The 23199-nt window shown below is 54.5% G+C and carries 15 protein-coding genes and 2 pseudogenes; 4 read left to right on the top strand and 13 right to left on the bottom strand.

The annotated features are described in order from the left end of the window. Positions 1-33 precede the first annotated feature (33 nt). The 3 genes and pseudogenes from L1P09_RS12855 to L1P09_RS12845 all read right to left on the bottom strand — a co-directional run. Complete coding sequence (locus L1P09_RS12855) at positions 34-594, bottom strand: TetR/AcrR family transcriptional regulator (RefSeq protein ID WP_235768924.1); 561 nt, start codon at positions 592-594, stop codon at positions 34-36. A gap of 410 nt (positions 595-1004) precedes the next feature. Continuing rightward, on the bottom strand, positions 1005-1256 hold the full coding sequence (locus L1P09_RS12850; RefSeq protein ID WP_235768923.1) for a hypothetical protein: 252 nt from the start codon (positions 1254-1256) through the stop codon (positions 1005-1007). A 59-nt stretch (positions 1257-1315) separates the two neighbouring features. Further along, a pseudogene (locus tag L1P09_RS12845) lies at positions 1316-2090 on the bottom strand (site-specific integrase); the annotation flags it as partial. A gap of 268 nt (positions 2091-2358) precedes the next feature. Between L1P09_RS12845 and L1P09_RS12840 the strand changes: the two are divergent. Further along, positions 2359-2910, top strand: coding sequence for a hypothetical protein (locus L1P09_RS12840; RefSeq protein ID WP_235768922.1), 552 nt, complete (start codon positions 2359-2361; stop codon positions 2908-2910). 3547 nt (positions 2911-6457) lie between these two features. After that, positions 6458-10783 (top strand): PIN domain-containing protein, encoded by a 4326-nt coding sequence (locus tag L1P09_RS12835; protein ID WP_235768921.1) that lies wholly within the window; start codon positions 6458-6460, stop codon positions 10781-10783. A gap of 125 nt (positions 10784-10908) precedes the next feature. Here the strand turns inward: L1P09_RS12835 and L1P09_RS12830 are convergent, their stop codons facing one another. The 5 genes from L1P09_RS12830 to L1P09_RS26160 form a co-directional block, all read right to left on the bottom strand. Continuing rightward, complete coding sequence (locus L1P09_RS12830; protein WP_119369913.1) at positions 10909-11763, bottom strand: hypothetical protein; 855 nt, start codon at positions 11761-11763, stop codon at positions 10909-10911. 165 nt (positions 11764-11928) lie between these two features. Continuing rightward, positions 11929-12960: a tetratricopeptide repeat protein gene (locus L1P09_RS12825; RefSeq protein ID WP_233444360.1), complete on the bottom strand. Its 1032-nt coding sequence runs from the start codon at positions 12958-12960 to the stop codon at positions 11929-11931. Between the two features lie 134 nt (positions 12961-13094). Continuing rightward, complete coding sequence (locus tag L1P09_RS12820; RefSeq protein WP_119369912.1) at positions 13095-13370, bottom strand: hypothetical protein; 276 nt, start codon at positions 13368-13370, stop codon at positions 13095-13097. A gap of 409 nt (positions 13371-13779) precedes the next feature. Further along, complete coding sequence (locus L1P09_RS12815; protein WP_119369911.1) at positions 13780-13962, bottom strand: AbrB/MazE/SpoVT family DNA-binding domain-containing protein; 183 nt, start codon at positions 13960-13962, stop codon at positions 13780-13782. Positions 13963-14089: 127 nt separating this feature from the next. Next, positions 14090-14221 (bottom strand): hypothetical protein, encoded by a 132-nt coding sequence (locus L1P09_RS26160; RefSeq protein ID WP_260779435.1) that lies wholly within the window; start codon positions 14219-14221, stop codon positions 14090-14092. A gap of 568 nt (positions 14222-14789) precedes the next feature. On the opposite strand from L1P09_RS26160, the pseudogene L1P09_RS12810 reads away from it, so the two are divergent. Next, positions 14790-15080 (top strand): annotated as a pseudogene (locus L1P09_RS12810) (DUF7693 family protein); the annotation flags it as partial. Positions 15081-15199: 119 nt separating this feature from the next. On the opposite strand, the gene L1P09_RS12805 reads toward L1P09_RS12810, so the two are convergent. Both L1P09_RS12805 and L1P09_RS12800 read right to left on the bottom strand, forming a co-directional pair. Next, positions 15200-15418: an MbcA/ParS/Xre antitoxin family protein gene (locus tag L1P09_RS12805; RefSeq protein ID WP_119369909.1), complete on the bottom strand. Its 219-nt coding sequence runs from the start codon at positions 15416-15418 to the stop codon at positions 15200-15202. Between the two features lie 132 nt (positions 15419-15550). Beyond that, the gene (locus tag L1P09_RS12800) at positions 15551-16243 is read right to left on the bottom strand and encodes an ImmA/IrrE family metallo-endopeptidase (RefSeq protein ID WP_119369908.1); all 693 of its coding nucleotides are present in this window, start codon (positions 16241-16243) and stop codon (positions 15551-15553) included. A 274-nt stretch (positions 16244-16517) separates the two neighbouring features. Between L1P09_RS12800 and L1P09_RS12795 the strand changes: the two genes are divergently transcribed. Beyond that, a complete protein-coding gene (locus L1P09_RS12795; protein ID WP_119369907.1) occupies positions 16518-17468 on the top strand; it encodes a hypothetical protein in 951 nt (316 codons plus the stop codon). Positions 17469-17598: 130 nt separating this feature from the next. Here L1P09_RS12795 and L1P09_RS12790 read toward each other — a convergent pair whose 3' ends face one another. From L1P09_RS12790 to L1P09_RS12780, 3 genes are all read right to left on the bottom strand, one after another. Continuing rightward, the gene (locus L1P09_RS12790) at positions 17599-18708 is read right to left on the bottom strand and encodes a hypothetical protein (RefSeq protein ID WP_119369906.1); all 1110 of its coding nucleotides are present in this window, start codon (positions 18706-18708) and stop codon (positions 17599-17601) included. A gap of 93 nt (positions 18709-18801) precedes the next feature. Further along, positions 18802-20790, bottom strand: coding sequence for a UvrD-helicase domain-containing protein (locus L1P09_RS12785; protein ID WP_119369905.1), 1989 nt, complete (start codon positions 20788-20790; stop codon positions 18802-18804). Then, on the bottom strand, positions 20787-22853 hold the full coding sequence (locus tag L1P09_RS12780; protein WP_119369904.1) for an ATP-dependent nuclease: 2067 nt from the start codon (positions 22851-22853) through the stop codon (positions 20787-20789). The genes L1P09_RS12785 and L1P09_RS12780 overlap by 4 nt, the downstream gene beginning before the upstream one ends. Positions 22854-23199 lie beyond the last annotated feature (346 nt).

Raw genomic sequence — 23199 nt, 5'->3', positions numbered from 1 at the left:
ATCAGGGGCTTTTTTTATCCGGGCATCGGTAAACTAGCGAGATGCCGTCACGGCGCCATTGAGGAACAGACTCTCAAGCGTCAATGCAGATGTTGCACTGGCCGCGCGACCGCGGCGTTCGGCATCGACAATTCCGTAGACCAGGCTCAGGAACATCTCGGTGAACATTGCAGCGCTGATATCGATGCGGAAAAACCCGGTCTGCTGCCCCCGCAGGAAATAGTCGTCCAGCGCATCGGCGTAGGCTTGCCAACCTTGATTGGCTTCACTGCCGTCAAAAGTGTCCGGGCGGTACTGGAAGAGCAGGAACACCATCATTTCGCGGTGCTTGAGATGCTCGGCGATCAATCGTCGCAACGCCGCCGGCGGTTCGATGTTTTTCAGATCGGCATCGGCGATCACTTGACGCAGAACTTGCTCGCCGTAACTTTCCAACAAGCTAACCAGATTGTCTCGAGTCCCACAGAATCGATGCAGGGTCGCCTTGCTGACGCCAGCCGTTTCCGCCAGCTCTTTCAGCGTGGCTCTGGGGTGGATGACGATTGCTGCCGCCAGGGCCTTGAGCAGACGTTCGTCGGTTGCTGAGAGGTTCATTGATGGGGCTCTTACTTGAGTTAGATCATTGTGCAGCAATTGAATCAAAACCGCAGCATTTGAGCTGTTCGAGAATCATAGGTGACCGGATTCTAACCTCTCGAAAATCTTTCGTGAATTGGCAGCTTTGAACCTGCTGTCAACCAAACAGCAGTTTGTCTAGGGTAGGTTTACTCGCGAGCACAGCCAGTGCCACCCACCACCTCGTGCTTGGCATCGTACAAGCGTGCCTCAGGTGTCAGCGCCATCGAGCAAGCCTCTAGCAAGTAACGCTCGTCCGCTTTGAAATACGCATATGGAATGGTCAGGTAACATTCGCGAACCATCGTGCCGCCCATCAAGCTCATGCCACTGCCCACTTCATACGTCTTACTGGATACTTTTCCGACGCTGAAAACGTCACCGATGGCCTACGCACCATCCAACTTTGTATTGTGGATGTTCTGTCTGATTGGTCTAACCCTCATTGATCGTGAGAAATCCATCCAAAGCGGCATCAGGCGTGTGCTGTCGCCACTTTGTGCTGCGCATCGGCTAAACCCGGCACCGACCATCACCGCAGCACCTCGATACGACGCATCCTGTCGCCACAATACGCCTGCCAGCTTCCTCAGCGCAGGATAATCTTGAAGCGCGACTACTTTTTGTTCAGCAATTTCCATAAACGAACGTCCATCCGAGGTGAGTAACTAGTGCGATAGCGTTAGGCCATCGTACTCGACTCACGATAGGGCGCATCGAAGGTCGCCGAGGTGTGTCGCAGCCAGTGCAGCGAAGCCGAGCGCAGGTTGTCGATTTCATTCTCGCTGCGGTCCTCCGCCGTCATCCTCAGCAACGCCCGGTCGAAGACCTTTTGCAGCAGCAGTCGCACATGCCGGCTCGATAAGCCGCCTCGGCCGCTCAGCGTCAGCAGCAACGGGTGCGAGTCATGGGGCGAGGGCAGGGGAGTCAAGCCCAGGTACAACCGGTAGCGCATCAGGTAGGTCTGCACATACTCATGCCGTACGCTGATTTTTGCCGACTTGTTGCCTTTACCCACCACGTGAAACCACCAGTTGCCCAGAGTATCGCGGCGAAAATCGCCCATGCTTGGTTCCCAGTTGTCCCGGCCAACCAGGTCAGAAATGCGCAAGTACATGGCAAACAGGGTGGTCAGCACGAACAAGGTCCGCTCGTGGGCAGGGTCTTCGTCGGCCATGCCTTCGGCGGTCTCGATCACGTAATCCCATTGCAGATGCGTCAGTGCCCGCGAGCTGGCATCCTGGATGTGCCGTTGCTTGTAGACCGACTTCTGTTTCACCGCCCGGAACGGGTTGACTTCCGTTAGTCCCTCGTCGGTGCTTTTCGCGTTTCGGCCAGGTCTGGCTGAACGGCCGCCAGGCCGGATTGGCGCAGAACGCCCGCAGCGGGCTCATTGAGAGCGACTGGGCACGCACGAAGCGGGATTTCACCATTGGCCCGAACCACGACTCGGGAGGCCGCAGGCAGAACCCCATGATATAGAATTGGGCGATATCCGGGTCTGGCAATTATCGGATATGCAGGAGGCTTTGTGTATTTAGCTCAGCCTTAATTAGCCTCCATTCAACTCAACTAAATGAATATTTAGCATAGTTATAACTGAAACGAATGATTTAAGGGGTAGGGTACTGCAACTTTTCCAACGCTTGAAGCCTCTTGCCTAGTCTTTTTTGGAGAAATCATTGAATGCCGTCCCCTCAGAGAGCCCGTAATGCTCGTATGACGCTTCGGCACAGTGCAGAAATGCATGACCTGGTCATGTCGATCTTTCCGGAAACCGCACTGATTTTGACCAAAAAAGTCACTGCTACTGGTTCTATTTGCAGCCCTGGAGAGCTTCGAGCCGGTGCTCGATATCTGGCAAATGCATTGGCTGAGTACGATTTACGTCGACAGAAACGCGTTCGTGATGCTTTGCATAGACCGTCAGATGAGGCGTATTGGCGGGAGGATCAGGCTTTAAAAGATGCTCCGAACGATGAGGGACTGAGCCAGAAAATAGCTCTAGCAAGGGATCTCCGCCGGCAACATTTCGAGGTACCTGAACGTGGTCCCGGCGGCGCACGGTACGCTCTCATAAATGCTATCCGGCATGTGTGGCTGATCTGCCATGAGGGCTGCAGCTCTGTTAGCTATGGCCGACAAACCGACAAGCACAGCGATCATACCGGCCCGCTGCATGATTTCATTTCCTCTTTAACCCGGCTTCTTCAGTTTCCACCGAGTATTGACGGGCTCCATCGAGAGATTCGGGCGCTCGATCAACGAATGCATCCGAGCAACAAAATGCCCTGATTTCACCACGACACGGCGGGATTCGATCTTGGGAACATTTGACCAGTCGCCGGTTCGGCACAGTCAGAGGAAATGAAATGCCTAAAAAATCCCGAGCGTTCAGAGCCGCGTTCTTTGCAATGCAGCTCATCACAGTAGCTATCCGTTTGCACGACGCTGTGGCCGTTCATGGCCAGTGTGAACGTGCTGAGTTGGCCGTCCTGGCTTCCAATCCGTCCACCCACGGCCCCGGTAGCTCCATACCAAGGTGCGCATAATGCATATTATGTTAAATGTTATGCTGCGTCATAAGCGTTTATTGGTCTGTCCACTTCCACCAGTCCCCGGTCGGAATTCCAAGTGTGAGCTCTACCAGTTAATCGGAAACCACCACCGGTTTCGCGGAAAGCCTTTCAGGTCGCGTACATGCGTTGCTCACCTAAGATTCCTTAGAATCCTCCTCGCCCACCGTCCAATCAATAATCGGAGCCAGTGTTACCTAACCCACTGATTTTTCGACTCTTCGAATCACATCGATGATCCGCTAGAAAAAAAGGCAAGCAGCCTCGTCATCGCGGCTTCGTCCGATTGTTAATCGGAAAAACGAAAAGCCAGCCTCCTCGAAATCCTACATCTTCTTGATTTCTCTAACGAAGTCCTATGCTTTTGCGAGTGACTGAGACATGCGCATGGTTCGCGCTGTCGCGACTTAATCGGAAGAAAATTTGGGTTTGATCCAGCGCTGGACGTGATGATTGCCGTATCTCGCGGTATTACGTACATTTCAGCGAGTGACTACTTATGCTGGCGGCATAGAATGGGAATCTCATTTCACCCTTTGCTGACAAACCAGGGGCTACCGACGGTGGTTGGCTCGGAGGGTTCCGTAGTCGAAATCTGCTTAGTACGAGAATATGTGCGATCGCTTCCCTCCACACTGCTTGCTGAAGATGCTCATAAGCTATTGGTTGATTACTTTAATAAGACTTTGTCGAAGCGCGTGAACGTTAGACAAGAGCTGTATGTAATTGAGCGGCTGCTTCTGTGGTGCTTTTCTATAAAGAAGACTCCTCTTACCATGCTTACTGGCAAAGAGATTTCAGAATTCATTGATTTTTTGAGGGCTCCCCCGGAAAAATGGTTAGGTACAATAGGAGCTAAGCGATTTATAGTGGAGCGGGGTATTTCGAAACTCAACCCAAAGTGGCGCCCGTGTTTTGCCCCAATATTAGATCCTGAGCGTGTACGCTTTACTCTTAATAGATTTCTCAAGTTTAGTTCCAAAGTCGTCGGTCTTGTCATATGCCCTCCTTTACCTAGGAGCACCTCAATCCGGCAGTGCTGCTGTCAAAATGCAGAAAAAATAGCTTTAGATTACTTAAAAACACTAGAAAAATATCGACCAGGCAGAGCTGCTAGCGAGCGCGGTCTTTTTTTGTTTGCAACATCGGTGTATCTGCGTATAAGCCACGTTGACTTAGCAAAATATTGTAATGAATTCAGCATGCAGTGCTTTGTTCTAAGGGCGGATGCCGGTGGCTCGTTTAGACTTGCCACGAATACAGGCATGCTGGAACGGGAACTGCCCTGTGGGTACATGAGGTTTTTCTTTCGTTGGCGGCAGTATCTAGGGCTATCTAAGTGCCCACAACCCACAGAGCGGAATCCAATATTCACTCGAAGAGCCTTAGTGAATTTTACCTGTGAGCTTCCTGATCTCTGCTCTGATGGGTATTCACCAACACAGATTCTCAAGTCGCTACTGCTAAGGTGCGCGAATTGCAATAGAATTGTCGAAGATAGAGAAGCGTCAAGAAGAGAGTCATCTGCTCGATTTAGGAAGCGAGTTAGTAATAAGCAGCTTACTCATCGAGTGATTGACGACATGTTCTTACTCTCAAAGAGTAACTCCTCCAACCTTCCGATAGCTCCTACGCCCCTTTTTGGTATGTCTTCTCGAAGTTACAGGCCTTTGAGTGTTTCACTTAGGGTTAATATGCTGGTGGAGATAAATAAGTTTCTAGATATTGACGTCTGTAGGGCTGGCGTATTATTTTTTGATCTACTAGCTGGGCTAGACTCAAGCCGACTGAAGCTCATGGCCTTCGAAAAGCTGACGCTTTGGTCTCTGTTGATTCTGAAAAAAACACCAGCAGATATCTTGGTGCATGAAGTGGAGAAATTTTACGTGTTCTGTATGAACCCATCAACCGAATGGGTGGTTCAAGGGCGTGCGTTCAGGGACAACGGATTATTTGAGGAACCCGAATTCAGGATCAATCAGAACTGGCGTCCATTTTATCAACTGCACCCAGATAAATCGAGCCAGGTAGCGCGTGCGAGTCGGATAGTAGGGTGGTGTAATTCATGCTTTGTTACTCTTGTGAGAGCTGGCCACTTGCGTGAGAATCCGTTTTCAGATTTTAACAAACACATAAACTAAGCTTCAAAGGGCTTGAACGACAATTACTTGATTCCTACTCAGCGCCCTACCCCCATCAACGCTCACCATTGCTGCTGTAGCTTCAGCGTCTTCACTGGGCTTGGTAGAGTCGATCAGCGCCAGACCTACCGCGAGGCAGACCAGCCAAACGCCCCCAGAGCCGGATGCAGATCTACCCCAGCCTGCTCACAATCATGGTTATCATCTTTCCGATCGTTGTCCGAAAGATACATAGTCCCCGTCCAGTGGCATTGGATGGTTGAAATGGATACTTAAGGCTGGTCTTGCAACCTCAGATCACTAGCGGGCCTGGCTCCGGCTAACCCCACGGAGGAAGACGGTCAGGCTCTCCCAAAGGCGTTGCCGCAGACTTTGCTTCGCTGCTTGGCCCAGTTTCTCCAGTCGCTCAACTCTTGCAATCATCCGTGCGATGGCAAGTCTTGCCCGGCGTCGGCGTCCATTCCTTCTCATCCACTGGTCTCCCAAAAATGACCTGGTCACGGCGGAGCGTGATCGAAAGAATGGTTACCGTACACGACGTAAAAAACTACGGCTACCTACCAACGCTTGCCCTTGATGTGGGTATCAGTACCCGTGGCTCGATATGCTGTATGTATATACAGCATAATGCTAAAGCCCGAAAAAACGACAACCTGCCTCCTTTGCGAGGCATTAAGCCAGAGGTAATTAAGCCTTTAGTGCCCGAAATATAGGGCTCCCAGCCCTCTTCATTGAACGGATGTGTGGTCGCTTAGGGTTTTTGGCGCCCTACCCTTGGATACTAAAAAGGCCAGCAAAACCCGGGGGGGACAAGATAGCTGTATAGATATACAGCTATCAAGGCTCATCCTAGCTGACCTTGATAGCGAGCTTTCACCCCGCCTCCCCTCGCCGGCGCCGGTCGAAGCCTAGGAGCATTCCGGATCTCGATGCCAGTGCACTCCACCTAATCACCAGATGATAAGATGGCCAGCATCTCATTTGCGCGAACCAGGTATGGCACGGCCTCCAAGGACAAAGGCAGCAAAAGCTCCCGCTTCTAAATCGAAGAGCCGGCAGAAACAGGTCGCAAGCCCTATTTCTACGGGCGCGCGAGGCGTTGCGTTCGAACATCGTGTCCAGGCGGTGCGCCTACTCGCCATGTGCCTTGGCGATCACTGTGCAGGGTTGCGCGAGGGCTTTTTCATCGAGGGCTTGCTGTTCCAAGGCAGGACGTTCGGCCATAACACCGACGATCTGGTGATCCAGGCTGTATCTCCCGGCACCGGCCAGAAAGCAACCATCAGGATGCAGATGAAGCGATCGCCCAGGGCGACTGCCAGTAACGAAGCATTCAGAGAATCCGTGGGGCTCGCGTGGCTCGACTTCAAAGGGCCAACATTCCAACGCGGTGTAGACGACAACCTGATCGTTTATCACGTTGCCAGCTCATCGCACATGGAAAGCGCTGTGGAGGTTGTGAGGCTTGCGCTGGGCTCGCTGTCACACGATACCTGGTACACCCGCGTTCATGCAGAAGGGAGCAATGATCGAAACAGGGCTGCGTACGCGGCCATTAAAGCCGCTGTTGAGCACTACAGTGACGCGCCTGTCGCCGACGATGACTTGCTACAGTTTGCGCTTCACCTGAAGTTCTTCCCTCACGACCTGGATTCGGATCGTAGCCAAGACGTTGGATTGCAGAAGCAACTGATCCAGTACGCGTTGCCGCATAAGGACAGTGGCGCTGTGTGGGCGAAGCTGGTCGGCGTTTGTGCTGAGCTGAATGGTAGTGGCGCAGAAATCGACCTGACCTCAATCCATTTGCACTTGGAAGGGCTAGCTCAAGATTTTCACAGGTCGCGGCTTGTGCGTGACGCTATCAAAGACCTGAGCTTGGGCACCGTAGTTGTTAGCCAAGAGCGTCGCACACAGCTTGCCCCGTTAGCGGAGTACTTGGAGCCCCTGTTCTCAAGCAGCCGCCCTGCCACGAGTACCCTCCTCGCGGATAAACTTCCGCCGGTGAGCCCGGCCTCAGATAACACCCTCGCCTCTCGCCAGCTTGATCGCGTCAGCCAATTCCACAACGATCATCGTTACCGGGATGCGCTGGCGCAGTTGGAGGTGCTCGAAGACGGTCTCCCTAGTTACGATGCGCACCAACAGGCCCGCTGGTATTTCCTGCGAGGGATGTGCTTCTGGCATTTGGCGGAGGACGTGAAAGCCGCGGCAGATCTGGAAATGGCTGCCAGCCTTTACCAGGATGATGAGCGTATCGCAGCCGGCCTTGTCCGGGCATCGATGCTCAAGGATGACGTGCAGACTGCGATCCAGGTTGGACAGGAGGCCATCGCGCGTTTCCCGGACTCGTACTCGGTCTGGGTTGCGCTGACCAATGCAAGGCTTCTGAACAGAGAGCAGCTGACGGCCGAGGAGATACCTGAGGCATTCCGTGACAAGTCGGGAGCTTGGCAGTTGCTCGCCAGTTCAATGGCTGGAGCCGGAGATGATGAAGGCGCTGTGGATGCCATCCGGACAGCAATGGAGCAGTCAGACAGTTCCATTTTCATACTCGAAAACTATCTCCGGTTTGTCCTTCGATTGGCCACTGCCAACCCCTTCCACGTGAACACGCGATCGCAGCCCCAAGATAGGCGTGCGCTGATCCTCGACGCCATGTCGAAGTTCGATGACCGCGAGGGTGTGTTATGGGCTGAGCAGAGCCACAGGACAAAATCCGTAATCGTCTTCCACCTGGCTTATGCGCATTTGTTACTGGGGGAGCCAGCTGAAGCGCTGAGCATGATCGAAGCTGGCAGACAGCGTGGCGTTCCAGAGGATGAATTAACGGTCAGGGTGGAGTTAGAGGCGCTCTGCGATCTCCAGCGTCACAGTGATGCTGTTGCCTGCTGCGCTGACCAAATCCAACAGCTCCCGAATGAAGCGCGGGTGATCTTTGGGCAAGCCTGCCTGATCGCCAACAATCCGGAGATGCTAGCCGCGGCTTACAGTGCTCAGATCAGTCAGCCTGATTCGGATGACTCTCGCAAAGCGACCCGCATGCTGCGGCATATGCACTGGGAGTTGCTCCTACGCCAAGACCAGCACGAGGCTGTACGTGGTGAGCTCGCCCATCTGGGTATCACCCCGCAAAACAGCAGCATCTGTGATGGCGTGTTTGCTGCCCGGGCGTATGCGGGTAACGAGGCGATGCGTCAGGCATACGAAGATCGCATCGTTGGGCTCGCGCCGCATAGCAATGACCTTCTGGATCTATCCATGGCATCCCAATGGATGCTTCATGTGCGACGTTACAGTGACGCCATCGCGATGTTTGAACGCCTCCTTCCAAGAGACTCGTTCAGTCCCATGCACGTTGATTTGCTGCACTGCTACGCGCTCAGTGGTCAGAGAGCGAAGGTTCGAGACCTTTTGGAATCGCTTCCAGGGGAATGGCGACACTCAGCAGATGCCCGTCAGGTGGCATTGAGTGTTTACGGCGAGGCCTGTGACTGGCCAAGAATGCACGAAATGGCTGAGTTGCTCGTCGCTGAAAGCCCTGGTGAGGCCGCCGGTTGGCTACTGCTCATTCAGGTTCTGGCGAACGACAGCCCTGGCAGAATGGATGAAGCTCTGGCCAGATTACCTGTACAGCTAACCGGCTCCGCTCAAGAACACTTGAAGCTGGCCAACGCAGAGCTCAGCAGAGGTCTGCAGGAGCGTGGTCTTGACCGTATCTACCGTGCGATGCGGTTGAGTGGGGAGGACGTTGAAGCCGCAGCCGGCCACATTTCTCTCATGTTCCTCGCATCGAAAGAGATTGAGGCCGTTCATGCCCTTCCCTCCACAGTTGAGGAAGGTACCGCTGTCGAACTTGAAGACAGCACTGGCAAGACTGGATATGTCTCAATCGATTTTTCCTCCGAGCAGCCACTGGCAACTGCGGGTGAGTTCGTTGCTGCGGACTCTCCACGGGCCGCTCAGCTGCTTGGTTTGAAAGTTGGTGATACCACAACCGTCACCAGTGTGGTGGGTGAGCAGACGCTCACGGTGAAGCGGATCATCACCCTCCATCGACGCCTGATCGACCTCTCTTACGAGCGTGTGTCCAATTCGGTTGTCCCGAGCAAGACAGTCGTGGCGATGAGTATTCCAACGCGAGAAGACGGCGAGATCGATGCTTCTTTCTTCGTCGATCAACTAGAGCAAAAGAAATCTCAGACCCTCAATACCATCAGCCTGTACGGTCAACGTCATGCCACCCTTGCCCTGCTCGCCCGTCTGCTGGGTACGGATGTCATTGAACTGGTGAGGGGCTGGCCTGATGAAGGGGCGCTTCTCCAGGTTTCGACGGGGTTAGGCCCCCACGACGTCTTCCCAACTGGCACATCCCAGGATCAGGCATGGCTCATTGACCTGTCGATGCTGGTGGAACTTGCAACCCTCGGGTTGCTCGATGTCCTGGAGCTTTTCCCTCGTTTGTACATCACAGCTGCCACCAAGCAGCTCCTGGACGTAAAGTTAGAGAAATCGGCCCACTATCGAAAGAGCGGCACTCTCTTTTCCCACGATGGCCAACTTGCCATGCAGGAGATTACTGAGGACGCCTGGCGCAAGGATCGTGAGTATCTCGAATCAATCGAAACAGCCATCGAAGCGTTCTGCCAGGTGGTGCCGGCATACGGGCCACCAGAGGCGTCCGAGCAGTTGCAGATGCTTGAGGACATCCTGGGCGATGAAGACCATGCAGCTCTGCTCGCTTGCCAAGAGTATGGTGCAGGGCTGTTGTCGATAGATGCTCGGTTACGCGATCTTGCCAGCATGCTGGGTATCGTTGGCGCGTCCACTCAAATGCTGCTGAGGGAAGCTCTACGGGCAGACGGGTTGACGCAGGAGGAGTATTCACGAGCCGTAATGCGACTCGTCATGACCAGGCGAAGCTTTGTTTCGGTTCGGGCGGTGGATCTCATCATCATGATGAATCAGGGGGAGACATTTGCGAATTTCGGCATAAACCGCCTGCGTAGCTACCTAGCTGAAGAACACCTCGCGTTCCACACTGCAGTACCCGTGCTCTTAGATTTTGTGTGTGGAATGTTCATGCAGGGTCGCTGCAACCTAGGTGTGATGCTCCAATTGATTGAGTTCTGCTTCGAGCCGCTGTTCAGGCACCCGTACTGTCCAGAAGGCTTCCGTCAGTTGGCCATTGAGCAGGTCTTCCTAAAATTCCACACATACAGAATCAGTCCCGCGGCTCGTCGAGCCATAGAGCGAAGCCTGCAAGCGGCTGAACAGCGAGCGGAGCGTCCTTGCAAGCTGGTTAAGCTGAATGCGGAGATCACCTACGCCTTCGTAGTCCCATTCTGGTCAGAAGTAGCCCCATCCATATTGACTGCCACTCAAGTAGAGACAAGAAGTGAAGTACCTGCGTTAGGTTCGGATGGGCAGCAAACTGAGGAGCGTGGCGCATGACCTGCCTTCTGTGCGCTGGTCGTAGATCTCACTGGTCGCCGATTTTCATCCAGCCAAAGCCGTTCCAGATTGATGCTTCAACCGGGAACGGCTCTGCAGGGTTAGGTTTAAGTCAAAAAAGTACTTTACGGATGCCGTTCATTGCCCCCAACCGATGTTGGGTTTTCGCTTGAGATCGAATATTCACACGTAACGGTCTTGAAATTTTCTGGGATAGGAACTGAGCGCAGGTAAGGCACCTTTCTCCACTCGAACCCTGCAAAATCATCGAGGGTTGGCGCAACTAGAGCGAAGCGCTTATCGGCGTCCAAAAAGACCATATTTGTTGTGGAGCTATCGATATTTGCGCAGGGGGAGTGTGCATTGAAGTCTACAGAGTGTGAGATTCTGTAGATCATCTGAAACCTCTGGCTATCTTTGCCAGTCTTGAAGTGCGCAAATAACGCTATGACTATGAATGCGAGCCCTGTAACGACGTGGCAAGAAATTAGCATGAACCCTTTGCCGCGATGAAGTCCTTGCGCGACTAAGATCATCGCCAGGCCGAGACACCCAAGTCCCGAGACCACAAAAAATAAAAAAAGAAAGTTAATCATGTGCAGAAAAGTTGCTGCTATCAAGGTCATCGGGAACGCGCTGGCATCCATGTGGAATATGGTGTTGATATCCACTGACGCCTTCGCCTTGGCGACGTAGCCTAGGCACGCTACAAAGAATGCCCATAACAATAAACTGGATTTCAGGTTGAAGAGGCGGGTCATTAAGAAAACCTCTACCAAGCCCAGGAACACATAAATCGAGCCTAGCAGAACGCCACACATAAAAATGGCAAATTTTTCGGGGTCAGGGTCGGTGCCATTATTGTATGAGGCTGCAAGGAAAAGCATGACGACGATCAATAAGGTCACGCAGAACAGAGCCCGGATGGCGGAGTCTTTGAGTTTATTTTCATCAGAAAGATTGGTGTTATAACTGCTCAATGCTGTTTAGCCTTTCTTGTTTGGGGGGGGTGAGAATTGCACCGGCAGCAGTGGCCACTCTTGGAAGAGCTCAAGCTATGCTGACGCCATTTTCGATGTGAAATTGGACTAGCCAGGCCGGTTGCATTTGGAGAAATTGTGTCTCAGAAGAAATGACCCTCCTGATTACTCAGCCTTCATCAGCTTACTCACCGCAGCCAGCCTGCGCTTAACCCCAATTTTTGGATTCAAAGCCAATGCCTCCTCATAGACCCGGGCTGCTTCGGGGTACTGGCCCAACTGCTCGTGTGCGAGCCCCTGGACTTTCAGCGCTGTAGGCTTCCAAGCTGGGTTTTCATCTGCGCCGAGCGAGCGGGCACGCTGCACCGCCGCCAATACTTCTCGGGCGCGCTCATCCGTCAGGCCGACCTCCCCTAGAAGGCTTTCTGCTGCAAGAATGATGCGGTCATAGCGTGATGAGTTGAGCTTGGCATTACCCAGTCGGTCGGCATCTAAGAATCGACCGTCGATGTCGTACCGGAAGCTTCCCATTTCTGCGAAGACAGCCATGAGCTCCTCAGTGCCCTCGTCCACTTCGTAACTATCAGGCCATCCAGCTTCTGGAGAGACGCAGTACGTTTCGATCCGATTGACCAGGTCGAACAGGAAGACCTTGTTGCCATGATCCGTTGGGCTGTTGGCGGTGGCGCAGAATGCGTATTTCCCGTGCCTAGAAATGCCGCTGGTGAGGATATTGGCCGTCAGCTCTCTGGATAGGATCACTGCACCAGTAGGATCGAACACGCTGAACGTCCCTGAAAGACTATCCCCAAAATGTCGATCGATCAGGCTGAAAGCGCCAGTGTCGCAGACCCAGCCGTCGTTGGGTCTTGGCATGCTTCCGTGACAGCTAACAGTGCCGCTAGATAGGTCTGCGAGCAGGTAGGCCCCCTGCCCCGATTCTCTATGTCCTCCACGCCCCGTCGACGGATCGGAATCTCGCCAGGCAATCGCCCACTTCTTGGACTCGGACAGCTGATAGACACCTGAGAAACCAAGCGACTCGACTCGGAGAAAATGCTTGTCACGTCGTATCTGAGGGGTAGCCCGGAGCTCTGCTGGAGCGTCCCGGGATTGGGGCTGAGCAGGTTGGTGCTTAACTGCGGTGTCGGACTTAACGGCTTTGGGCCTGTTGAACAGCCAGCTGAAAATGCTCATCTCCTACTCCTTTAGAAATTTGAGCGCACTGGGATGGAAGTACATTCCAAGCAATACATCTGCGACTTTAGAAGCTGACGGGGATGAGGTTGAAGCGGGCTGTTGAGGGGGAGGCAGGCCTCCCCATCAAACGCTTAAGGTGCGTCGGGCCTTTCTACTTCAGCGTAGTGATGGATGTTGTCGAACGACATTGCTCCATGTTTCTCAGCATTGAAACCTTGAAACGAATGGCGTGATCCATTTTTGGAGTGGTCGGCCAGCACCACTTCGTTGATGACCTTCCCCGTGGATCGCATGGCAATCTCACCGTCTTCATCCACGTATTCTTCTGACTCATTGGTAGAGACGTGGAACCAATACAAGCCTTCCGGTGCAGTTTCCTGATCGCATGGCTTCCAAACGAGTGACATGGTGTTCCTTAGCATCTTGCGGCAAAAGGCCAGTATAGAGGTGTCGGCGCCCCGGGCAAAGGTTGGATTTAACTAATGAAGCGAGGACTTCTCGCTTAACAGTAGGTGCCCGTCGATTCGTCCTGCGTAAATCGCGCCTTACCCTGATCGGATCCGCGATTTAAGTCTAGCTACGCCCGTTTGCTCCATTCGTATCCTGGAAAGACCCAGAACGATAAGAACAGGAAGGAGTGCATCCCATGCCAAAAGCCACATTCAAGTCCCCCAAAGGCAGTCGCGAGGTCTGTACCCGCCCGGAAGACCTCCGCCCTGCACTCTTGCGTGCGGCAAGCTTGAGCAGCCCATTAAGATGTGAATCGCCCCTTGTTTTGTAGACTTATCTAACGAGAGCAATGGGTCGATAGCTGTCTTAGGGCTGGGCTACATCGCGAATTGGCTTGAGCACGATGCTCCCCCCTATCAACTCAAGGGTCAGGGAATCACCGATTTGCAGGCCCATGCGTTCGAGGACATCGTCGGGTAGGTCAATGATGACATCCCCAGAACCATCACCTGGATCTTGGCATTTCACTGTCCGCACGGATTCTTTCATAAGGAGCGGCTCTTGTTGGGCTGATGGGGAGCCTCCATCCTACGCCCACATGCCTACAACTGGTAGCAGAGGGCACCCAGGCCCAGCCTGGCAGGGCGAGTCGACCATTGGCGACGGTTGCGTTGCGCTAATCTGCAGCATCCTGTCGTTCCGAAGAACTCATACTGGCCTGCTTCGGGTCGGCAGCGTTCTGAGCGGCACGATTTAGCGCCAACTGCTCTTGCATCCACTGCCCGGCCAATTTGAATTCTTGCATCATGTCGATGAACTCTTTTTCAGTCAGAGCTCTGGGAATATCTGGCCTCAAAAGTGCCCCTCCAAGCAGCGAACCGGTCGGGAGCAGAATACGTGATTTTCAGACCGGCATCGCGTCCGCTGCGGGACATCGCCTTGGTAGAGTCGGCGGAAAACTAAGCTATAGCTTAGATTTTCTAGCCAGCCGAGACATAAACCGCAAAAACTAAGGTAAACCTTAGATTTTAGATCCCGATCCTATGCAGTGGGTTACCCAACAGAATTGACGTTTGCTCGGTCGTGGGGAGCCCTTCAAGACCGCAGCTGGAGTCCAGGGCCCAATCGATAACCGCGGTTCTACCCGCATCGTTATCACCAACAAAAGCAGTCACCCATTCGTTGAACTGGATTTTCAACGCATGACCGCCTTGGCCGAACTGGCGGAAGTTTCGATTTTCAACGCCGAAAGACGGCCGCGTAACCCGCCCAAGTCGTCAAGTTTCATTTACCATGCTGTCGACCCAGGCTAGGTACGAGCAGGCCTAAAGCCCCAAAACACAGAGGTACCTTTCGTTTGGCAGCAAAATCACTAACGGGAGGCCTATCAAATCCTGCGCGACATTGCCCTAGGGGTTCGAACCATACGGCGCAATGGCCAGCAGTCGTGGGTTGAGATCTACTGTGGCCTGATGACCATTGAGAGCGATGGCTGGGTGCTCACGTTCTGTAACGACTGCGACACGCTGGACTACTGTGACAGCTGTTACAGCCCAGACGGCCGCGCCTACGTTTTCGATTCGATGCAGTCGTACAGCACCGATCCTATTGAGCTTATGAGTAACTGGGAGCGCGCGCAGTTGGAAAAGATGCTGAGCGATGCCTAGGCAGCCACAGCACAATTAGCTGGGATCTACGTGGGCTATTAAAGCGCTCGCCATGAGCATAATCCCTATGGGCAACTGGCCCGACATCTGATGTAGCTCAAGGTGCCACCCACGGCGAGTCACGCCCCAAACCCATGCTCAACGCGTCTGGCAAAATCGATAACCGTGTCAGTTTCAATTCTGGTTGTGATCATGCTGGCAGGCGCCTTTCCGCCAAACGCTCGGCACGGACATGTCATCCAACGCTGCGCTGCTTCAGGGTCGCCCTTATAAAGGCGTTGTGCTGCGTCGAGCACTTCAAGATAACGGGCCTGGTGGTCAGGTGGCATGGTAGTCATGCGTAAAATCCTTCCGCGCTTTACGTAGTTAGGAGCACACCCCATTCAGCTTACACCCGGCCAGGAGGATCAAGAACGTGATTCGAATGCCCTGGATGATCTGAAACCCCAAGACTTGGGCAACGGGGCGTCCTAGGGCCACCGCACCAAGTCCAGCTCTTTGATACGGATGGCCATGGCCGAATCCGACACACCGAATTGCTGGGCCAATGACACCAGGTTTTGGTTGTTGAACCGGGTGCACCGCGCCAGCGCCAGCTCGCGCTCACCGGAATCTTTCGACGCGTAAAGCAGTCGATCAGGATTGATGGGATCGAGGTGATACGCGATCACGTCGCTGAAGCGCAATTGCTCCTTGCAGCAGAACATGAACTCGAACCGTTCCCTCAACAGCTTCTGAGGCATGAGGAAGCAGGCGGCAAAGCGATCTGCTTGCCGCTCTGCTGGTGCACGTGGTGTTTGCAGAGGACTGCCGTCAAAAGCGCGGTCGCGGTGCATGACAGTGTCTTCGTGGAGCACAAGATGGCCGACCTCATGCGCGCCGGTGAATCGCTGGACTTTGTCACCAAACTCAGTCGCGACGGCGATCTTGTTCGATTGACGATCAATCAGGCCTGCGATGCGAGTGCCGGTGTTGTGTCGGTTGAACTGGGTATCTCCCAGGGTGGGATGCTCATGATAGTCGTAGCCACAAACCATGGCAGCGATCCGGGGGCTGCGCATCATCATCGGCGGAATATCTTGATCCGGCCACAGGTACCGGCGATCACGGTAAATCTGCATGAGCAGATCGGTCGCTGCTTTCTCGATATGCGCTTCATTCATGGCAAAACACCAGATATAGGCTCTCAAGCACAATCTAGCCCAATATGTAGTGTTTTCAATATCTGGCTAACCCAACATATAGGTTTTGCCGATGAACGGTTGAATGAGCCTTCTAAGTCGAAATCCAGCTGATCGCATTTTGCCACCGCTACAGATCGCCGAGCTTCACATAGTGTGCGAGGATTCGGTCACGGCGATGGTCGTCGAGGGGGCTAGACCGTGGCTGGATGCCCCGTAGTGGCGATGGGTGGATTACAGGAGGTTTACTGGAAACATGGCTTTGGATGTTGCGTTTAGCGTTGAGGCTGGAGATTTTGTCGATCCTGACCGAGCCTATGACCTGTTCTGGGCGGGTGTCATCACCAATAAACGAGCTTTCGTTTGCCCTGGTGCAGACTGCTCAGCCCAGGTGACCTGTGCGAATCTGGATAAGGACGTGCAGAGCATGCGGGTGGTGCCACACTTCAAGGTCTACGGAGACCATAGTGAGGCATGCGGGATCGTGAACGGTAAGGGGATTGACCTGGAGGTTGAGGCGAACGGCCCTGACGGGCAGGAGCGCAGAACGGTCGATCAGTCCATCGTGGACGTGTTCAAGCTTGAGCGTCCTGACTCGTACTATGACGAACCTACCCAGGATCCCGCGGCCGATGTACATGTAGCGAAAAAGCGCGCTAAGAGCACGAGGCCTTACACCGCCAAGCTGGGTGAGTCGGGGTTGGTAGGCCCCATCTACTCCGTCCGCTCGGTGGTCAGTCGGTACATTCGCTACCGATCCGACAACACCTTGGAGTTTCGCCGCATCAACATTGCCGGGCAGGACGTGGCGTACGACAGCATTTTCAAATGCATTTGGGAGCAGGATCTGAATGACCTCCCCGACCACCCTGTCATCTACTATGGCTGGGCCTACATTGACCGCACCAGAAAAAACGATGCATACCGGATCAAGTTCAAGAAATGCTTGATGCGCGGAGCCGAAAGCCTGACGACCTCAAGCTTCGTTTCGGACAAGCTCGTTGAACGCTACAAGCTCAAGAACCTCATGGCGACCAGGCTTTCAAAGATCTCCCAGGAGTCCAAGCCGACCGCGTTCGTGTTTGTGTACGGGCAGCCCAAAGTCCGTACGTCAAATGGAACAAGCTATGCCAATTTCGAGTTGCAGAACTTGGACATGATTGACGTCAATTACGACTGCCCATTGCCTACCAAGTATGACAAGTAGCGAGAACCTCAGCCCGCTCCCGAGCAATTCGGTTGAAAGTGTTCGGGGCTGTGCTGCTAAGCCAGCCCCAACGCGCTCAAGGCACACTGGTAAGCGTTACCTGCAAGGCGCACCTGTCGTGGTGTTCAGGCTAGCCGCCCTTCCCCGTCAGCTTGGTGATCCAGTCATACGCAGCTACCGCCTTGCTCACTACATCTCCCGAGGTATTCACAAATTCCAGGACTGACTTGAGCCGGGTCAGCTGGCTGCGGTTGATCCGGGTAGTGGCGACCTGCTTAGCTGGTAGAAGGCCTTGGAGTTCTTCGAACAACTTGTCACGGCTTTCAACCCAATGCTGGGCCAGCTCCGCCACTGATGGGATAAAAAGCCCACCCCGTTGCAGCTCAATCAGTGGTGCTCGACGGCTATCCAGTTCATCCGCCAGCTTCAACAAGCGCGTGATCTGTTCGTCCCTGAGGAATTTCTCAGAATCCTTGAAGGAGAACCGCGCGAGGACGCTTTCAAGAATCACACGTCCTTGACAGCCTTGACCTACATACGACGCCACCATTTTACGATCGTCATCGTTCCCATTATGCCGACGAAGCACTTGATCCAAGATTTTGGATGCCTGAGCTACCTTTGCACTGATGCTGTTGACGAGATCTTGGATTCGCTCCAAGGATTGGGGTAGCAAGCCTGCCATACTCGAAATTTCATTTTTGAAATTCGGGGCGCCATCCACAATCTTGCGGATTTTTTGCAGATGCGCTTTTAGGTCGTCGACAGTCCAGTCCTCTCCTAGCGAGAGGACAATGGATTCGTCCACCCCCTGAACGACCAATGATAGGCAAGGCAGGTCTTGGGGGTTTACCCCAAAAATCTCCATGAATTCCGGGACGAACCTTGCCATCCCACGTGCTGATGTCTGCGCCACATGTTCTCTATGGTGTGCCCAGTCATCTGTCAGATCTCGAAAACCCGTGGTGTCGCGCAGCGGAAAAGCGGTGCCTGAAAACGCCCCTACCTCCCCCATGCCACGGTTGAGCCCCACAGCTGAATCTCCGTTGGGATCAAGCAAGATGAAAGCTACTTCGCTGCCGAGCCAAGCGTCTGCCGCTGCAAAGCGGAGAGTCAACTCCTTCAGCTTCTGCTGGTCTTCCAATTCCGGCGCCAGCATGACGCACATGATCCGCTGGTCTTCTTGCCTGGTGTGGAACCAGTCTACGAGCTCTTGGGGCGTTGCGGAGGTGATCAGCATTAGTCTTCCTTTCTAGTGCACAGTCAGATCTGTAAGTATTTGTTCCATGGTGTTCGCGCTACAAAGCGCGTAACCGCGGTGCGGTGGTTTGCCTCAGGTCGCAAGTTCCAGAATCGACCATCCTGCGGCCTCTAGCGCAGCCCTTCGTTTTTCTCCCGTTGTCCCCTCGCCCATGCTGCTTTTGCGGACAGCCAGGCACAGCATTTGAGATGGTCGAGTCATCCCCACATACATCAGCATCATGTCCTTCTTGGCGCTGTCCGGTGGTCGCTTGGCCGCTGCCTTTTGACATTCGAGCCATGGCATGAGCTTCTGAATAAAGTGGGTCTTCCGGAAGGTCTCCAGGATCAGCGTGGCCGCGTGAGTTTTGCCCTTTTCCGAATGGATGGACGACATACGAATGTCGACGCCATCGGTACCATCCTGGAACCGGTAGGTGTTGATCAGTGAGCCACCACTTTCGCTGGCCTCATTGGCAACTGGAGCTGTCACCCAAGCAAGATACTGGTGAGCCTCCAGATCTACAGTCACGCCTTCGGCATCATGAAGCGCGGTTGCCACCAGCAGCACTCTCGGAGCAATGGTCGTGAGCCAGCCCTGTTCGGTCATTTCAGCCGGCCCGAATAGGATCAACTGAAGGCACTCTCGATACTGTGCGAATGCATGCGGCTTCGCGGTGAGCTTCTCCTCCACTGCAGCGTGGTGTCGACCTCTCAGTTGCATCAGGCTGCCCGGGAACGCCAATGTGCCAAGGTTTATCAGGCAAGAAGCCAACAACTCAACCGCGGAAGCAGCTGTGGCTTCTCTCATCGCGGTACGCCTGGCAACGTGTGCGCCTTCCGCGAATGTGCGAGGCTTGAACGATGTCTTCGTCGTGTCAGACCGGTAGGATGGCCAGTAATGCTCTAGGGCTTTCGGGTACTGGTTTGCCTTGAAGTTTTCAAGCCGGTGCACCGCCCCCACCGCGAATACGCCATCCTTGCGGAAATCCTTCGGCAAGTGCTTCAGCACCAGCTTCCCGAATTCGTCCAATACACCCGTTGCATCGCTATCAGGGAAGACGATGATCGTGTTGGGGATACTGCCTGGCTCCCGCGGAGCACGAAGTCCGATCAGTCCATTCGTGATTGGGACATACGCGAACGGATTGGCGATCGATGCGATGGCCTGATCAAACCGGAAGCTGCTGGAAATCTCCAACTGACGCCCTGGATCAGGGAAAGGATCCTGCAAGGGCGTCTTTTTCTCGAAGATCTCTTGGTTGGGATCGCCGACACGAATGACACGCACATCTGGGTCATCATGAGGAAAGACCCGTTGAAGAACACCCGCCTGGTCAGGTTGGGTGTCCTGCATTTCATCGATCAACACGCATGGGAAGCGCAGGCGCAATGCACCGCCCACGGCCGGCTCCTGGTCGAGTAAGGCGTGCCCTAAAACGAATACCTCATCGAAGCAGAAGTAACCGGCCTTCGCCGCGCCGCTCAATGATTTCACCACACTCTTGTAGGTCGCCGTGTGTGGCGCAAAACCAATGTCTTCATCGCCGAGTGGATCATCGAAATCGGCAGACCGGACTCGCAAGTTGTGAAGGCTTTTAAATTTTTTTTCGAAGGCAGCCTGTGCACCTAAGTGCTCACGATATGTCAGCTCCCTTCGGCGAGCTTTGTGAGTGGCCTCATCATCGATGGCCTGCAGTGCAATGCCCTGCGAGCGTAACCATGGTGACGCCAGAAATCGGCCGGTGAAGCCATGGATAGTGTCGATGTAGTGTGGAAAGCGCAGCAGTCGTTGGCCCACCTCGGTGCCACCAAGGCGTTTCTCGATCTCTTCTCTGGCCGCGTTGGTGTGCGAAAGCACGCAAATACCCTGCATACGGCTCTTCCAATGGCGAGCCAGGATGGCAAGTTTGGCGACGACCAGGGTCGTCTTCCCGCTCCCAGGACAGGCTGCCACATCGACAGTGTCCATGGACTTCAAGAAATCACGGCGGGGCTCGTCCAGCGTATCTAGCCCCATAAGCTCGATGACCCAGTCCACATCTGCGTCAGTAATGGGGGCAACCAGTTGCCTGAGCGTCATTCGGCGGCCTCTTCCAGCGGATCAGTAGAACCTGCCGGTGCTGCCGGCGCCATGAGGGGGTGAGCTGGGCCTGGTGTGGTAGCCAGGGCTGAACCTCCGGTTGCGTACTCGATCGCATGGACAACATAGGTTGGCAAAAAACCCCGCAATTTCGTGGCATCTAAGGAACCGTTTTCGAAACCTTGGTCAATGAAGTCGATCAGGTGCTGGGCTGCGATCGCTTTTGACGCCCTATTGAACAGTTTGTAGATCGCAGAGCAGCGGGCTTCCTCGGAGGTATGGGTGGTTTGGATCTTTTCGAAGGCTGTCTGCGCCTTCTTCAGCAGGCTGGCCTTGGTTTCCGTGCCGTCGTCGATCTTTTCCTCATAAATGGCCAGGTATGCGGCGTGATGGACTTCCTTCGAGAGCCCCTTGAACGCCAGGTCGTATTCGAGCGTCCAGTGATCGGCAACGAACGTCCGCACACACTGTCCATCACTCTCTCCGCGCTTCTCGCGATGTTCCTTCAGGCCCTTTGCAATGTCCTCCGGTGTGGAGCCGAAGTCTTTTTCAGCGCGCCAGCGCCGCTTGGCGATGTCTGGCCACACCGTCCCCTTGACCCCCTTCAGGCCCCGAATCTCAGGCGCGCAATCGGGCATGACGTCCATGTCGGTAATGCAGGCCGTGGGCACGGTGATCTCGCCCTTGGACGTGTCCTTGCGCTGCAGGATTTTCGAATAGCGCCGCAGGCCAACACCACCCACGTTGATGATCGAAACCCCGTGCTTGGTGAGATCCTTGCCCAACCGACGTGCCAGTGACGGCAGGAGGATCGCTTCCGCATCACCCTCAACGACGAGCAAGCCCTTCGCGAAGAACAGCCCCGCCTTGGTCACATCAAGGAACCGGCTGAGGAAGCGATAATCATCCGGTGCCAGGCAGGTTTCACTCTCGGCGAGCGAGAACGCGCGTTGCCGCTGCATCAGCACCAGGTTCTGCAGCGGTATCTTCGAACTCAGGTTCGGGCTATGGGTGCTCAGGATGACCTGAACCGGTCTTAAGCCCGTGGAGGGCTTTGCCGCAGCTTCGAGGAACTCCATCAATTGGAGCTGACGTTGCGGGTGCAGGTGGGCCTCCGGTTCTTCGATGAGGAGCAGCGGAAGTCCGTCAGGCTCTTTGCCTAGAAGCAGGAGTTCACAAGCCATGAACAACACGTTGTTGGAACCCAGCCCGTAGATACCACGCGCCTCTCCGGTGGCATGATCCAGCAGTCCGAGCTCCAGTCGTTCCAGGATTTGCTTGAGCTTGGCGGGATCCGTCCCAGCTTCCCCAAAGCCGATGCGACTGGTTAGCGGCTGGCCCGCCAGCGATAGCGGCCGAAGGTACGTATCGTTGATCTCTTTCTGCGCGGAGACGATAGCGCCGTGACGGTTCACCAAGTGGCGAAGAAAATCACCCATGCCGGCAATGCTGAGGGCTTCTGCATCGGTGAGGTCGGTCGGGAGTGCCGCGGGATCAAACGCGTTACCCGCATCAATATTAGGGAAGCTGCTCAATACCTGGGACAGCCGGGAATTCCGGCCTGGTGACATTTCTCGCTCGGCATCGCGCAGCGGTTTCAGGTATGCAGTGGCAAGCAGCTGTCGTACGCCCACGTCCAGAGATGGCCCCTCTCCCTGTTCACCCGAGCGAACCGAAATGTCGACCCATTTGCGGGTTGAGGCTGAGGCAACAACACGGCGAGCTGACCAGTGTACATAGAGGCGCCCCACGCCACCGGTGTAGGTCACATACTCGGCGAAAGCACCCAGTTCCGCGGGGCTAAGTCCTTCCAGGGTGCACCTGAGCGTGATGTTTTCCGCCTGGGTGCCGCTGCTGGTGATGTGAAAATCCTCGATCTGCAAGCGAAGGTATTCAGCATCCCGGGTTTGCAGCACGTAACGGATCGCGTCGATCACCGCGGTCTTGCCAGCATCGTTTTCACCGACGAGAGCGGTCACGCCTTCGTTGAAGCGGATGTTCAACGCATGGTCGCCATGGCCGAATTGGCGGAAATTTTCGATTTTCAAAGCCGAAAGGTACACAGCGCTGCCCCTATCCTGGTTCAGTGGCAGGGAGAGGCTTCGTCCAGCGCCAGCTTGGCTACAATCATCCCTCCCTGGGTATGGTAGCTATATGCCACGAAAGCCTGCCTAAGGCTACTCGATGTGGATGAACTGCAAAGCCCAGCCGTTAAATACCTTCATACCCAGACTCGAGCCATTTATCGGAACCTGGCCCGGGTCGTATGGAGGCAAAACAACGCAGCAAGCCAGGTTGTATGGGCGTTCCATCGAAGCGCCGGCACCAGCATGCATTGCTTAACCCGACCAGTTGTCTTGCGGTAATCGATATATTGAACCAGCCTCTTTGATCCGGTGAATCGACGTG

Source organism: Pseudomonas juntendi, assembly GCF_021560075.1.
GTDB classification, from domain to species: Bacteria; Pseudomonadota; Gammaproteobacteria; order Pseudomonadales; family Pseudomonadaceae; genus Aquipseudomonas; species Aquipseudomonas juntendi.
The sequence above is the reverse complement of the archived record's forward strand: the minus strand, read 5'-3'. Positions and strand labels throughout refer to the sequence as shown.

Coding starts and splice junctions, on each gene's coding strand:
- L1P09_RS12855 (WP_235768924.1), bottom strand. CDS start 594: ATGAACCTCTCAGCAACCGACGAACGTCTGCTCAAGGCCCTGGCGGCA.
- L1P09_RS12850 (WP_235768923.1), bottom strand. CDS start 1,256: ATGGAAATTGCTGAACAAAAAGTAGTCGCGCTTCAAGATTATCCTGCG.
- L1P09_RS12840 (WP_235768922.1), top strand. CDS start 2,359: ATGCATGACCTGGTCATGTCGATCTTTCCGGAAACCGCACTGATTTTG.
- L1P09_RS12825 (WP_233444360.1), bottom strand. CDS start 12,960: ATGAGCATTTTCAGCTGGCTGTTCAACAGGCCCAAAGCCGTTAAGTCC.
- L1P09_RS12820 (WP_119369912.1), bottom strand. CDS start 13,370: ATGTCACTCGTTTGGAAGCCATGCGATCAGGAAACTGCACCGGAAGGC.
- L1P09_RS12815 (WP_119369911.1), bottom strand. CDS start 13,962: ATGAAAGAATCCGTGCGGACAGTGAAATGCCAAGATCCAGGTGATGGT.
- L1P09_RS26160 (WP_260779435.1), bottom strand. CDS start 14,221: ATGATGCAAGAATTCAAATTGGCCGGGCAGTGGATGCAAGAGCAGTTG.
- L1P09_RS12805 (WP_119369909.1), bottom strand. CDS start 15,418: ATGACTACCATGCCACCTGACCACCAGGCCCGTTATCTTGAAGTGCTC.
- L1P09_RS12800 (WP_119369908.1), bottom strand. CDS start 16,243: ATGAATGAAGCGCATATCGAGAAAGCAGCGACCGATCTGCTCATGCAG.
- L1P09_RS12795 (WP_119369907.1), top strand. CDS start 16,518: ATGGCTTTGGATGTTGCGTTTAGCGTTGAGGCTGGAGATTTTGTCGAT.
- L1P09_RS12790 (WP_119369906.1), bottom strand. CDS start 18,708: ATGCTGATCACCTCCGCAACGCCCCAAGAGCTCGTAGACTGGTTCCAC.
- L1P09_RS12785 (WP_119369905.1), bottom strand. CDS start 20,790: ATGACGCTCAGGCAACTGGTTGCCCCCATTACTGACGCAGATGTGGAC.